The sequence below is a fragment of the Flavobacterium tagetis genome (assembly GCF_016735615.1).
Taxonomy (GTDB): Bacteria; Bacteroidota; Bacteroidia; order Flavobacteriales; family Flavobacteriaceae; genus Flavobacterium; species Flavobacterium tagetis.
Window position 1 is genome coordinate 329299 of sequence record NZ_JAERSF010000001.1, and the last position, 13749, is coordinate 343047.

General features: G+C 32.8%; 10 protein-coding genes. 7 read left to right on the plus strand and 3 right to left on the minus strand.

What is annotated here, in order from left to right:
- Nucleotides 1-153 precede the first annotated feature (153 nt).
- The 4 genes from JI750_RS01515 to JI750_RS01530 all read left to right on the plus strand — a co-directional run bounded on the left by JI750_RS01515 (nt 154) and on the right by JI750_RS01530 (nt 4663).
- On the plus strand, nt 154-585 hold the full coding sequence (locus tag JI750_RS01515; protein WP_201998498.1) for a DUF1573 domain-containing protein: 432 nt from the start codon (nt 154-156) through the stop codon (nt 583-585).
- Between the two features lie 74 nt (nt 586-659).
- Complete coding sequence (locus JI750_RS01520; RefSeq protein ID WP_201998500.1) at nt 660-1196, plus strand: RNA methyltransferase; 537 nt, start codon at nt 660-662, stop codon at nt 1194-1196.
- Between the two features lie 112 nt (nt 1197-1308).
- Nucleotides 1309-4311 carry a T9SS type B sorting domain-containing protein gene (locus JI750_RS01525; RefSeq protein WP_236672954.1) on the plus strand — a complete coding sequence of 1001 codons (3003 nt, stop codon included), beginning with the start codon at nt 1309-1311 and terminating at the stop codon, nt 4309-4311.
- A 1-nt stretch (nt 4312) separates the two neighbouring features.
- Complete coding sequence (locus tag JI750_RS01530; protein ID WP_201998503.1) at nt 4313-4663, plus strand: MmcQ/YjbR family DNA-binding protein; 351 nt, start codon at nt 4313-4315, stop codon at nt 4661-4663.
- Between the two features lie 3 nt (nt 4664-4666).
- Here JI750_RS01530 and folK read toward each other — a convergent pair whose 3' ends face one another.
- Nucleotides 4667-5803, minus strand: coding sequence for a 2-amino-4-hydroxy-6-hydroxymethyldihydropteridine diphosphokinase (gene folK, locus JI750_RS01535; RefSeq protein ID WP_201998505.1), 1137 nt, complete (start codon nt 5801-5803; stop codon nt 4667-4669).
- Between the two features lie 138 nt (nt 5804-5941).
- Here folK and sppA point away from each other — a divergent pair, with 138 nt between their 5' ends.
- The 3 genes from sppA (at nt 5942) to JI750_RS01550 (ending at nt 11438) form a co-directional block, all read left to right on the plus strand.
- A complete protein-coding gene (sppA, locus tag JI750_RS01540; RefSeq protein WP_201998506.1) occupies nt 5942-7699 on the plus strand; it encodes a signal peptide peptidase SppA in 1758 nt (585 codons plus the stop codon).
- 13 nt (nt 7700-7712) lie between these two features.
- Nucleotides 7713-8660: an alpha/beta hydrolase family protein gene (locus tag JI750_RS01545; RefSeq protein WP_201998508.1), complete on the plus strand. Its 948-nt coding sequence runs from the start codon at nt 7713-7715 to the stop codon at nt 8658-8660.
- Nucleotides 8661-8834: 174 nt separating this feature from the next.
- Entirely contained in the window at nt 8835-11438 is a 2604-nt protein-coding gene (locus JI750_RS01550) for an AsmA-like C-terminal region-containing protein (protein ID WP_201998509.1), read from the plus strand.
- A gap of 82 nt (nt 11439-11520) precedes the next feature.
- On the opposite strand, the gene JI750_RS01555 is transcribed toward JI750_RS01550, so the two are convergent.
- Nucleotides 11521-12603 carry a glycosyltransferase family 9 protein gene (locus tag JI750_RS01555; protein WP_201998510.1) on the minus strand — a complete coding sequence of 361 codons (1083 nt, stop codon included), beginning with the start codon at nt 12601-12603 and terminating at the stop codon, nt 11521-11523.
- A gap of 256 nt (nt 12604-12859) precedes the next feature.
- Nucleotides 12860-13654: a DUF2797 domain-containing protein gene (locus JI750_RS01560; RefSeq protein ID WP_201998511.1), complete on the minus strand. Its 795-nt coding sequence runs from the start codon at nt 13652-13654 to the stop codon at nt 12860-12862.
- Nucleotides 13655-13749: the final 95 nt, after the last annotated feature.

The window sequence follows — 13749 nt, forward strand, 5'->3', positions numbered from 1 at the left end:
AATGTTTTTAAATGAAAAATTAAGACAGCGAATTTATGCTTTTTTAGCCGCATATGAAAAGCTTCAAAAATTAAAATATTTTAAGATATTTTTAGTTACTGATTTAAGTTTTTTATATAGCTTTGTTTATCATTTAAAAAAAGACCCTTAAAGATGAAAAAAATAATTTTATTCGCTATGTTGGCTGTTGCTGGTATCACGGCTACAAATGCACAAACAACTAAAAAAGCTAAAGCTACTAAAGTTGCTAAAGTTGAAGGAGCAGGAATGCTTTTCGAAACTGAAACTATTGACTACGGAACTATCGCTCACAATGCTGATGGAAAACGTGAATTTGTTTTTGTTAACAACGGAACTAAACCATTAATCATTACTAACACTACAGGATCTTGTGGTTGTACTGTTCCAACTACTCCAAAAGAACCAATCGCTCCAGGAGCTAAAGGTATTATTGGCGTAAAATATGCTACTGACAGAGTTGGTGCTTTTACAAAAACTGTAACTGTTACTTCTAACGCAGAAGGACAACCAACAAAAATCCTTACTATTAAAGGTACTGTTTTACCAGATCCAGTAAAAAGCTAATCTGAAAAACATTTAAAATAATCAAAAAGCTTCCTTATCTTTGGAAGCTTTTTTTATTACTAGAATTTAAAACGATGAGAAAACTCGAAAACAGCGAACTAGACCGTAAATCAATTGAAGATTTTAAAAAATCGGAGAAAACCCCTTTAATATTAGTTTTAGACGATATTCGAAGTCTTCACAATATTGGTTCTGTTTTTAGAACAGCTGATGCGTTTTTGATTGAAAAGATCATTTTATGCGGTATTACTGCAACTCCACCAAACAAAGAAATTCATAAAACCGCTCTTGGCGCAACTGAAACTGTTGCTTGGGAACACCATGAGAATGTTTTGGAAGTGATTGAAAATCTAAAAAAAGAAAATGTGCTCACAATGGCTATTGAGCAAGTTGAAAGTTCTGTATTTCTTCAGGATTTTAAAATCGAAAAAGGCCAAAAATATGCTTTAGTTTTTGGTAACGAAGTTTATGGTGTATCACAAGAAGCTGTTGCAATCTGTGACGGATGTATTGAAATTCCTCAGCTAGGAACAAAACACTCTCTCAATATCTCTGTAAGTGCCGGAATTGTAGTTTGGGATTTATTTCAAAAAATAAACTGGCCTGAATAAAAACAAACAGCCTTTTTCTTAAAAAAATGTGATTTTACTATATTTTCAAACCATAAAATGTTAGAAATGTAAATATATTTTTTTATTATTATAAAAGTGATACTTTTATAAAATGAAAAATAATTACTCTGTAAAAATTTCTTTTTTATTCATTTTACTGCTGTCCGGTTTCATTGGATTTGCACAACAATATACCCCAATTCCTGACCCAAATTTCGAACAAGCTTTAATCGATTTAAATATTGATAGTGGCACTATTGACGGTCAGGTATTGACTGCAAATGTTACCAATGTAAAAATATTAGAAATTCCTGGCAGGAATATTATTGATTTAACAGGAATCGAAGCTTTTACACAATTAGAGTCCTTAAATCTAGGATTAATAGATCCTAATAATCCTTATAGAAGAAATAAAATCGCTTCTTTAAACCTTTCAAATAATTTAAAACTTAGATATTTAAATTGTGGCTATAACGAACTCACAAACATTGATCTGGCAAAGAATACTGCTTTAGAAGTTTTATTTGTAGAGAATAACAAATTAAACAGTTTAGATGTCTCAACAAATGTACTTTTAAAAACGCTCTTTTGTTTCAACAATAGATTAACCGCTTTAGACATTAGAAATAACACTTCTTTGACAAGTTTAAGTTGTACCGCAAATCAAATAAGTTCTTTGGATTTATCTAAAAATCTCCTCTTAAGAGATTTAAGTTGCGCTTCGAATAATTTATCAAGTATTGATATTTCTAGAAATATTGATTTAGAATATTTCAATACACTTGCTAATCATTTAACTTCTCTAAATGTTACAAGCAACACAAAGCTCTTAGTTCTAAATTGCCGCTACAATCAATTAACAAGTTTAGATGTCTCAACAAATAGCAATTTAATTAACTTTTGGTGTGATTATAACCAATTGACTTCTTTAAACTTAAAAAACGGACAGAATTCAAGAATTACTGCTATGGATTTTAAAACCAATCCAGCTCTTGCCTGCATTCAAGTAGACAACGAAAATTATTCTAATGCCAATTGGTTCGCTTATAAAGACAACACTTCCAATTATTCGAACGATTGCAACCGATTCGCAGCTGTTGCCCCACCAAAAATAAAAGCCACAGGAGATCAATTATACTGCCCTAAAACTACTATAAATATTGTGGAAGATGTTACTATAACAAATGATCTATCAGATACTGGAACTGAGGCAGTTTATATTCAAATTTCTTCAGGATATTCTAGCGGCTTTGACAAACTAGAACTTTCAAATCCTACAGCACATTCAAATATTACCACAAACTGGGATGCAACTGCTGGGAAACTTACATTATCTAGTCCAACGGGAGCTGATGTTGTATATTCTGATTTTGTTGATGCTATTAAAGATGTTGTCTTTACAAATTCTTCTGCAACAGCTTCTGGAATCAGGACATTTTCTATAACAATGGGTAAAGCAAATTATTTACCATCTACACAACATTATTACGAATATGTTCCAAGTATCGGAATAACATGGACATCTGCGAAAGATGCAGCGGCAACCCGTACCTATTATGGCCTTCAAGGTTATTTAGCCACTATATTGTCGGCTGATGAAGCCAAATTAATTGGTGAGCAAGCTTCTGGAACGGGATGGATTGGAGGAAGTGATGCCGAAACAGAAGGTGTCTGGAAATGGGTTACAGGCCCAGAAACTGGAACTATTTTTTGGAACGGAAATGCAAATGGCTCGACACCAAATTATGCTTTTTGGAATACAGGCGAACCTAACCAACAAGGTGATGAAGATTATGCTCACATCACCCAGCCCGGTGTTGGGATAAGAGGTTCTTGGAACGACTTATCCAATACAGGAGATACCACTGGTAATTATCAGCCAAAAGGATATGTGGTGGAATATGGAGGAATGCCTGGTGAAGCCCCGCTAGAAATTGCTACCAGTACCAAAATCACAATTCCTGTAGCAACTCCAGCTATTGATCCAACTCCAGTTTGCGATTCAGGAAGTTTCTCCTTTAATGCAACATCAACTGCTGGAGCAACAATTAGATGGTTTGACGCTCTAGTTGGCGGAAATTTATTAGCAACAGGTCCAACTTATACTACCCCAACAATAACGACAACTACAACTTATTATGTTGATGCTGGCTGCGAATCCAACCGTAAATCAGTAAAAGCAAATGTATATGCTACTCCTTCAACTCCTATTGCAGAACAAGAAACATATACAAATTGTGGTCCAGGAACTTTAACAATTAAAGCCACTTCAAATATTGGAATTATAAACTGGTATACTTCTCCAACTGATCAAACAAGTATTTTTCAAGGAACAGCTTTTACCACGCCAACAATTTCATCCAATACTACTTATTATGCTGAAGCATCAAATAATGGATGCGTAAATACTACCAGAACTCCTGTAAACATTGTAATTTACACTCCACCAGCGGTTACGGATGAGACTTTGCCTTTATGTCAATTTCAATCCATAACATTAGATGCAGGAATTACTGGAATGAGCTATTCATGGTCAAATGCTAATGAAACCTCTCAACAAATTACGGTTAGCAAAGGAGGTAAATATACTGTAGTTGTTACAAGTCCTGAAAACTGTTCGAGTACAAAAACAATTATTGTTGAAGAGCATATGATTCCTCAAATTGCACGTGTGGATGTTGAAGGCACAAGAGCTATTATTTATCCTGTAAAAGCAGAAGATTATTTTGAGTACTCTGTTGATGGCGTTAATTATCAAAATTCAACTGTTTTTTATGATGTTCCTGGCGGATTACAAACTGCTTATGCACGAGAAAAAAGTGGATGTGGTGGAACTACTAAACAATTTGTAGTTCTTGTTTTCCCTGCTTTTTTTACGCCAAACAATGATACTTACAACGATGTATGGGAAGTAACGGGAATGGAGAATTACCCTCAGGCCGTAGTCACAATTTTTGATCGTTACGGAAAACTAATAGCACAATTAAGCCGTTTCAAAATGAGCTGGGATGGCACATTAAATCAAGTTCCTCTTCCTTCATCTGATTATTGGTATGCATTAAAAGTAGACGATTCAATGCCAGTTTTAAGAGGACATTTTACATTAAAAAGATAATATGAATATAGAAACCATTCGAGAAATCTGTCAAAAACTGACTGGCACAACCGAAGATATAAAATGGGAACACGATCTTGTATTTTCAGTAGGTTCAAAAATGTATTGCGTAGTTGGACTTGACCAAAATCCAACATCAGCTTCATTTAAAGTTTTGGATGAAGAATTCGAAGAAATGAGCAATAAACCTGGATTTAAACCTGCGCCTTATGTTGCTAAATACAAATGGGTTTTAATTGATGATATTACGCGAATGAAAAAATCAGAATGGGAAAAATACATTCAGCAGTCTTATCGCCTTGTTCAGGAAAAACTATCTGCAAAACTTAGAAAACAGCTTGGAATAATATAAAATTTAAGAAGCAGTTTTATTCTTAATTTCATTTAAAATATAAAGATAATCTTCGTGATTTTTTACAAAATCACGGTCAGAAACATCAATAATTAAAACATTCAAATCGGCTTGGGATTTTATGTATTCTAAATAACCGTTATTGATTTTTTCTAAATACTCAGCTTCAATATTCTGTTCATAAATACGTCCGCGCTTTTTGATATTTTGAAGAAGGCGATCTGTATTTTGGTACAAATAAATATACAAATCTGGTTTCGGCATTTCTTTGTAAATAATATCGAACAGATTTCTATACAAACGATATTCATCCTCAGCAAGCGTGATTTTTGCAAAAATCAGTGATTTAAAAATATGATAATCTGCAACTATAAAATCTTTAAACAGATCAAACTGCGCCAAATCATCTGCCAATTGTTGATAGCGATCGGCTAAAAAAGACATTTCTAAAGGAAACGCATATCGATTCTGATCTTTGTAAAACTTTGGTAAAAACGGATTATCTGCAAATCTTTCTAAAACCGTTTTTCCGTTAAAATCTTCTGCAATTTTGTGTACTAAAGTCGTTTTTCCTGCTCCGATATTCCCTTCAAAAGCTACATAATTAAAGTGATTTATTGGAATTTCGCTAATCGGACTTTTCAAATCCTGAACAACCGTACATACACTGTCATCTGGAGTAATCGAGATCAATTCTGAAATTGTTTTCTGCAAAATAGGATGTTTCCAATTCAACTTTAAATCTTGCATTGGCAACAAAACAAAATTTCTATTCTGCATTAATGGATGCGGAACCTGAAGCTTTTCTGTATCAATTATTTCAGCATCAAAAGCAATCAAATCAACATCAATAATTCTAGATTGATATCCTTCTTTATTCAAGCGAATTCTTCCCAGTTCTTTTTCGACTTTTAAAATCTGATTGAGTATTTTTTGCGCAGACGAATAGGTGTGCAAAAGAAGTGCACAATTATAAAAAGCATCACTTTCAAAACCCCATGCAGGTGTTTCATAAAGTTTTGAAACCTGAATGACAGTTCCCACATTTTGGTGTATTAAATCAATACATTTCTGAATGTTTTCTAGTCTGCTGCCTTGGTTGCTGCCTATCGATAAAACGACTTGATGCTGTAATTTCATAATTAATGCAAATTAACTAAAACTATTTTAGAATTAACCAATATATTTGTGAAACGACGTCTCAAATCCAATCATAAATTTAGAAGTCTAATTTGTAACAATTTGCCCTTTTTCGCTACTTATTAAAAAAATATACATATGAAGTTTTTAGGAAATGTAATTGCCACAGTTATTGGTATTTTTGTATTTATTATGCTCTTCTTTTTTGGAGTAATCTTTATCGGAGCCATTTTTGGTGGAGACGACAGTGTTTCTGTTAAATCGGATTCGGTTATTGAATTGAATTTAAAAGAAATTAAAAACGATTACGCAGGGAAATATAAAGATCCTTGGGTAACAGTCTTTTCAGATAAAAAAGGCATCGGCATAACCGATGTTATTAATGCTATTGAAGCGGCAAAAACTGATGACAACATCAAAGGAATTTCAATCTTAAATGATGAATCTTCTCTTGGTCTTGCGCAATATAAAGATTTAAGAAATGCTCTTGAAAGCTTCAAAAAATCTGGAAAATTTGTCTGGGCATATGCGAATACTTATTCTCAAAAAGAATATTATTTAAATTCTGTAGCCAACACCATTTATTTAAATCCTGCTGGAGATCTTGATTTTAAAGGTCTTTCTTCTGAAATTATGTTCTTCAAAGATTTTCAGGATAAATCAGGAATTCACATGGAAGTTATTCGTCACGGAAAATATAAAAGTGCTGTTGAACCTTTCTTAGAAAATAAAATGAGTGATGCTAATAGAGAACAAATCACTGCACTTTTGAACTCTATTTGGGCAACTGTTTCAGCTGATATTTCAAAAAGCAGAAATATTCCGCTTCCTAAACTAAACGAAATTGCAAACGGACTTCTAGCAAGAACTCCAGAAATGGCCAAACAACAGCATTTAGTTGACATCATTGCTTACGAAGATGTTTATCACGATGCGATTAGAAAAGCTTTAAAAGTAGACAAAGACGAAGATTACAACAAAATTTCGATCTCAGATTATACTCAAAACCACGTAACAACAGCTTTAGCTAATACTGCAACAGATCAGATTGCTATTATTTACGCTCAAGGCGAAATTGGAAGCGGCGAAGGAGATGTAAATACAATTGGGGAAGGTTCTATGAGACGTTCTTTGCAAGAAGCTAGAAAAAATGACGATGTTAAAGCTATCGTTCTTAGAATTGACAGTCCAGGAGGAAGCGCACTAACATCTGATTTAATTTGGAGAGAAATCGAAATTACCAAAAAAGTGAAGCCAGTTGTGGTTTCTATGGGTAATTATGCTGCTTCTGGCGGTTATTATATTGCTTGTAACGCCAATAAAATCTTTGCTGAAAACAATACCATCACAGGATCTATTGGAGTTTTCGGAATGCTACCTAACTTTAGTCCATTGGCAAACAAATTAGGAATCAATTCTGAGCAGGTTAAAACCCACGAGAATTCAGCAAACTACAGTCCGTTTTTACCTGTTGATGAGAAATTCAAAGCCTTTACTTTAGAAGGAGTCGAAAAAATCTACAACACTTTTGTAACCCATGTTGCTGAAGGACGTAAAATGACTTTTGCACAAGTTGATTCTATTGCGCAAGGAAGAGTTTGGTCTGGAACTGAAGCTTTAAAAATTGGTTTAGTTGATAAAATAGGTGGATTGAATGATGCGATTGCTGAAGCAGCAAAAATCGCTAAAGTAAAAAAATACAGCACTCAGAATTATCCTGAATACGAAAAAACGTTAAACGATCTATTGGGTAATCTTCCTTTTGCAAAATCAAAAGAGGCGTTTATAAAAGAAGAAATTGGAGAAGAGAATTATCTTCTTCTTGAACAGGTAAAGAAATTCCAAAAACAAAAAGGAGTACAAGCCATATTGCCTTACGGAATCAATATTTATTAATTCGGATTAAAAGATGAATAAAGTAATTCTTTTTCTAACGGTTTTGTTTTGGAGTTTTTTAAACGCCCAAACCAAGAAAGAAATCACGTTTAAAGAAACGCCTGCGATCTTAAAAATAAATAACGATCAGATTTTTGGTACGCTGACAACGCCAGATTTGACGAAAAAATTTCCAGTTGCTTTAATCATTGCTGGTTCTGGTCCAACGGATAGAAACGGAAATAATCCGATGATGAAAAACAATTCGTTAAAAATGCTGGCAGAAGCTTTAGCAAAAAACGGAATTGCATCTTTGAGATACGATAAAAGAGCTATCGGAGAAAGTAAAGCTGCCGGAGGATCTGAAAGCAGTCTCGTTTTTGAAAATTACATCCAAGATGCAAAAAGCTGGATTAATTATTTAAAACAAGATAAACGTTTTTCTAAAATAATTATAATTGGTCACAGCGAAGGTTCTTTGATCGGAATGGTTGCCAGTGCAAAAGCCGATAAGTTTATCTCTATTGCAGGAGCAGGCGAACCGGCAGATCAGATTTTAAAAACGCAGATTGGAGCAAAGTCAATGAAACAGTTAAATGACATGACTTTTCCAATTATTGATAGTTTAAAAAATGGATTTGAGGTAAAAAAAGTTGATCCGATGCTGAATTCTCTTTTCAGACCAAGTGTTCAACCTTATCTAATTTCATGGTTCAAATATAATCCACAGACCGAAATCCAAAAACTTACAATTCCTGTTTTAATACTACAGGGAAATAATGATATTCAGATTGCTGTAAAAGATGCCGAAAATTTAAAACAGGCAAACAAAAATGCAGAACTTCAAATTATTGACAAAATGAACCATATTATGAAAACTATTGATGGCAATCAAGAAGATAATATGGCTAGTTATAATAATGAAACACTTCCTATTTCTGAAATCCTAGTTGAAAAAATAGTTTCATTTATTCAGAAATAATAAAATAAACATCCTAAAAAATCCGTTTTGAAAATAGTTCTCAACGGATTTTTTATTTTATAAATTTTAATAAATTTCCTACACAATTAAGAAAACTTTATCTTCAAACTCTAGTAAAAAAAACTATTTTTGCAGGAGTCGATTTTAAAAATGTAAACCCTCAAATCTATTTATATGCTAAAAAAAGTTTTAAAAATAAGTGCCATAGTTATTGTGGTATTTGTTGCTGCATTATTTGCCATTCCTTTTTTATTTAAAGACCAGATTAAGTCCAAAATCGTTGAAGCCATCAACGAAAGTGTTGACGCCAAAGTAAGTTTTACAGATGCCGATTTAAGTTTGTTTAAGAATTTTCCAAACGCAACAGTTGGGATCGAAAAATTAGTTATCATTAACAAAGCTCCTTTTGAAGGCGACACTTTAGTTTCGCTTGGAGAATTGAATTTAAAAATGAGTATTAAAGAGCTTTTCAAAGGAAAAGAAGAGCCTTTAAGCATTCAGGGAATTAGTTCTACTAACGGATTAGTAAATATTATTTTCAATAAAGATGGTGTTGGAAACTTCGATATCGCTTTAAAAGACAAAAAAGAAGAAACAAAAACCGAGGAAAGCAAACCTCTTGCATTAAAAATTCAGAACTATAAAATCGAGAATTTTACTTTTAGATACATCGATCAAGGTTCTAAAATTAAAATGGTAATTGACAGTTTAAACCACGAAGGAACTGGAGATTTCACCAATTCGAAGCTAGATTTAACTACAAAATCTACTGCAAAAGTTTCATTAGACATGGATAAAATAAATTACATGAAAAATGTGAAACTAACTCTTGACGCTGTTCTTGGAATTGATTTAGAGAAAAGCAAATATACTTTCAAAGAAAACAAAGCCTTAATCAATCAATTGCCTTTAGAATTTGATGGATTCATTCAAATGGCAGAGAAAGCGCAGATTTACGATTTAAAGTTTAAAACTCCAACTTCTTCTTTTACCAATTTCTTAGGTTTAATTCCTTCGGCTTATGCTGCAGGTTTAGACGGAGTAAAAACTACTGGAGATTTTACCGTAAATGGTTTTGCAAAAGGAGAACTTACGGACACAACAGTTCCGAAATTTAATATTGAAATTGCATCTAACAATGCCTCTTTCCAATATCCTAACCTTCCAAAATCAGTTCAGAATATTGTAATTGATACTAAAATCATTAACGAAACTGGAATTTTAAATGATACTTATGTAAACCTAGATAAGTTATCTTTTAGAATTGATCAGGATGTTTTTAACGCTAAAGCGAATATTAAAAACATAACGGTAAATCCTATTATTGACGCGGCTTTAAAAGGAACAATCAATTTAGCTAATCTTTCAAAAGCGTATCCAATTAAAATGGATAAGCCTTTGGCAGGTATTTTAAAAGCTGACGTTACCACTAATTTTGATATGGCTTCTGTAGAAAAAAGCCAGTATCAAAACATCAAAAATGCTGGTACAATGAGTTTGTCAGGATTTAAATATACTGACGAAAACAATAAATCGATGAACATCAGCATGGCGTTGGTTGAATTCAATCCGAGCAGAATTAACTTAAAACAGTTTGATGCAACGACTGGAAAAAGTGATATTAGCATTAACGGAGTTTTAGAGAATTTCTACGGTTTTATGTTCAAAAAACAAGAATTGAAAGGAAACTTCAACATGAGTTCTAACCAATTGGCTGTTGATGATTTCATGACTGCTGGCGAACCTGCAAAAGAAGAAACTAAGACTCCAGCAAAACCAGCTGATGCAATGAAGATTCCTGCTTTCTTGAATTGTACATTGAATGCAAAAGCAACAACGGTTTTATATGACAATCTAAAATTAAAAGATGTTTCTGGAAGATTGCTTATTAAAGATGAAAAAGCAACTCTTGAAAACTTTAAAACAAATATTTTCGGAGGACAGATTGGTCTTAATGGAGCTGTTTCTACAAAAGAGAAAGTGCCAACTTTTGATATGAACTTAGGTTTTAACCAAGTTGATATTGCACAGACTTTTACACAATTGGATATGATGAAAAAAATCGCTCCAATTGCTGGAATCATTAACGGAAAACTGAATTCAACTATCAAACTGAATGGTAATTTGGACGCCAAAGAATTGACTCCAGATTTAAAGTCTATTTCAGGAGATTTATTAGGCCAATTGTTATCGACTACAGTAAACGCTAAAAACTCAACGGTTTTAAATTCGCTTACTTCGAACGTGAAGTTTCTTGATTTAAACAAATTGAATCTGAACGATTTGAAAATGGCATTGACTTTTGATAACGGAAAAGTAAATGTAAAACCATTTGATATTAAATATCAAGACATAAAAGCTACTGTTGGAGGAACTCATGGTTTTGACCAAACGATGAATTACACAATTAAGTTTGATGTTCCTGCCAAATACTTAGGAACTGAAGCCAATAATTTAATTGCAAAAATGTCACCTGCCGATGCTGCAAAACTGGATAATATTCCAATTAATGCTTCTTTGACTGGTAACTTTTCAAATCCTAAAATCAGTACAGATATGAAAACTGCTGTTAGTAATTTAACTACGCAATTGGTAAATCAGCAGAAAGAAAAACTGACTCAAAAAGGTACTTCAGCACTTACAGATTTAATAAACAAAAACACTAAAGCAAAAGATACGACTCAGGCTGCTAAAACTGAAAAAGAGCAGAAAACTCAGGAAGTAACTAAAAAAGCAAGTGATTTATTGAACGGATTGTTTAAGAAAAAGAATCCTTAATTAAGTTGTAAGCTTCTAAGATACTGAGACGCTAAGTTTAATCATAAAAAAATCCTGTTCTTTCGAACAGGATTTTTTATTTTTATATTGCTTTTGACAAACCATTCAATCTACCATTATTCAAGATTGTATTTATCGTTTGTATGTATTTCCTTTTCGTATAGAGATTTACATCTATACCGATACTGCAATTATCGTAGGGTTCGTATTTTTTTAAACTAGAAACAGAAAACAGCCCGATAGTTGGTGTATGTACTGAACTCGCTAAATGCATGATTCCGCTATCTGCACCAATAAACAACTCCGCATTGGCTATTACCGATCCTATTTCGCGAATATCTTTACTATAAAATGTTGGTGCTTTAAATCCGATTTGGGATACATTTTCTACAGGCAGGATTTCAATAATGTTATAATCTTTATATTCTGCAGTAAGCTGAGAATAAAATTTTTCCCACCACTCTTCTAATAAGCATTTTGTTCCTGTTGCGTAAGTGAAAATGCAAATTGTTTTTTTATCGTTATTGGTCAGTTCTTTAAGTATTTTTCTGCCTTCTGTAATTTCAGAAGCCGATAATTTAAGGTCTACAGGAGCAATTATTTTATTGCTATTTGTTGGCATTCTCAATTTTGACAAATAGTTTCTAAAATTATAAACAGGATACTTTGCAATATGCTCAAAATCGCTTTTTTGTTCTGCCAATTCTTCACCAGAATCTCCGAAAAATTTGTATTTGGCATTTGAAAACTGAACCGCTAATCGGCCTGAGGATGAGTTTTGATCAACATTAATAGCTAAATCGTAGTGTGCTCTTTTTAATGAAATCCAAACCTTTGAGTATTCTACTAAACTTTTAAACGGTTTTTTAGGCAAATGAATTATTTTGTCAACCGCATCGTATTTTTCAAAAATAATTGGAGCTAATGTTCCTTTTACAAATAAATCAATTTTACAATTTGGAAACATTTCGGACACTTCCTGAACAAGGGGCGTAATCAATAGAAGATTTCCTAACCTTCCATTTGGTCTACAAATGAGAACTTTTTTAATTTCGCTTTTGTCGACCAAAATAAAATCGTTCTGCATATTCGCTTTACCAACATTCTTAGTCAGATTGCGCATTATGCTACGCCTGTGTACATTTATTTTGCTTAAAATACTCATTTATGGAATAATTTACGAGTTATAAATCTTAAATTAATTTTAGAAAATTGTAATCAAGAGACAGCTTCAAATCTAATCTCTTTTATTTTCTAAAAGTAAATTCTTCCAATAAGCATTTGTTACAAAATTGTAATCAAATGTATCAATATTCGCATCTTAATGTCTTTGGAATTGAGTTAAAATTACAATAAATTATCATGTAATCAACAATACAATAGATAGTTAGCTCAAAAACATCGACAACTCCCCAGAAACTCTAGACGTCTATTGTGACCACATAACCTTCTGAACCACGAACATTAAAAACTGTTCCATTTTCAAATAATAAGTACTGGCCTTTAATTCCAGTTAATTTTCCGCTAAAAGAAGGCGTCTTATCTAAATTTAAACTATTCACTTTTGCAGGATAGGTTAAAACTGGATATTGAAGTTCGTAAACATCATTTTTTTCAGCATAAAAATAATCTCTAACTTCTTGAGGAATCAGACTTTCAATTTTGGCTTTTTCCGCAATTAAATCAAATTTTTCAACCGAGTTTTGCAACATTTTTCTCCAATTGGTTTTGTCTGTATAATGATCTTTTAGCGCCACTTCGGTTATTCCGGCCAAATATCGGTTTGGAACCTCAACAATTGCAATCGCTTGAGAAGCACCTTGGTCGATCCAACGCGTTGGAACCTGTGATTTACGAGTTACACCAACTTTTATTTCACAAGCCGAAGCCAAATAAACAATGTGAGGCTGTAGCTGAGCTTTTGATTCATACTCTAAATCTCTGTCTGCAATTCCCAAATGCGCAGTACTCAATTCTGGCCTCATAATCCAATCTCCAACAGCTGGGCTTGAATAAAAACATTCATAACAAAAACCTTGTCTGTATATTTTTTTCTTTTTACCGCAATTCAAGCATTGGCATCCTACAAAATTGATTTCAATTTCTTTATCTAATAATTGATTCACGTTTAAGAAACTATCTTCGAAAACTAAATAATATTGAATTGGACTTCCAAGTTCAGTTTGCATTTTTGTCAGTACGCCTTGATATTGCATTCGTTTTTTTATTTATAATTGCTGATTTAGATTTATCAAAAGATTTAAAGTTTTTTGTGTTAAAATTCGACTTATTAAGTAGAATCTTTACTTCA

Coding starts and splice junctions, on each gene's coding strand:
- JI750_RS01515 (WP_201998498.1), top strand. CDS start 154: ATGAAAAAAATAATTTTATTCGCTATGTTGGCTGTTGCTGGTATCACG.
- JI750_RS01520 (WP_201998500.1), top strand. CDS start 660: ATGAGAAAACTCGAAAACAGCGAACTAGACCGTAAATCAATTGAAGAT.
- JI750_RS01525 (WP_236672954.1), top strand. CDS start 1,309: ATGAAAAATAATTACTCTGTAAAAATTTCTTTTTTATTCATTTTACTG.
- JI750_RS01530 (WP_201998503.1), top strand. CDS start 4,313: ATGAATATAGAAACCATTCGAGAAATCTGTCAAAAACTGACTGGCACA.
- folK (WP_201998505.1), bottom strand. CDS start 5,803: ATGAAATTACAGCATCAAGTCGTTTTATCGATAGGCAGCAACCAAGGC.
- sppA (WP_201998506.1), top strand. CDS start 5,942: ATGAAGTTTTTAGGAAATGTAATTGCCACAGTTATTGGTATTTTTGTA.
- JI750_RS01545 (WP_201998508.1), top strand. CDS start 7,713: ATGAATAAAGTAATTCTTTTTCTAACGGTTTTGTTTTGGAGTTTTTTA.
- JI750_RS01550 (WP_201998509.1), top strand. CDS start 8,835: ATGCTAAAAAAAGTTTTAAAAATAAGTGCCATAGTTATTGTGGTATTT.
- JI750_RS01555 (WP_201998510.1), bottom strand. CDS start 12,603: ATGAGTATTTTAAGCAAAATAAATGTACACAGGCGTAGCATAATGCGC.
- JI750_RS01560 (WP_201998511.1), bottom strand. CDS start 13,654: ATGCAATATCAAGGCGTACTGACAAAAATGCAAACTGAACTTGGAAGT.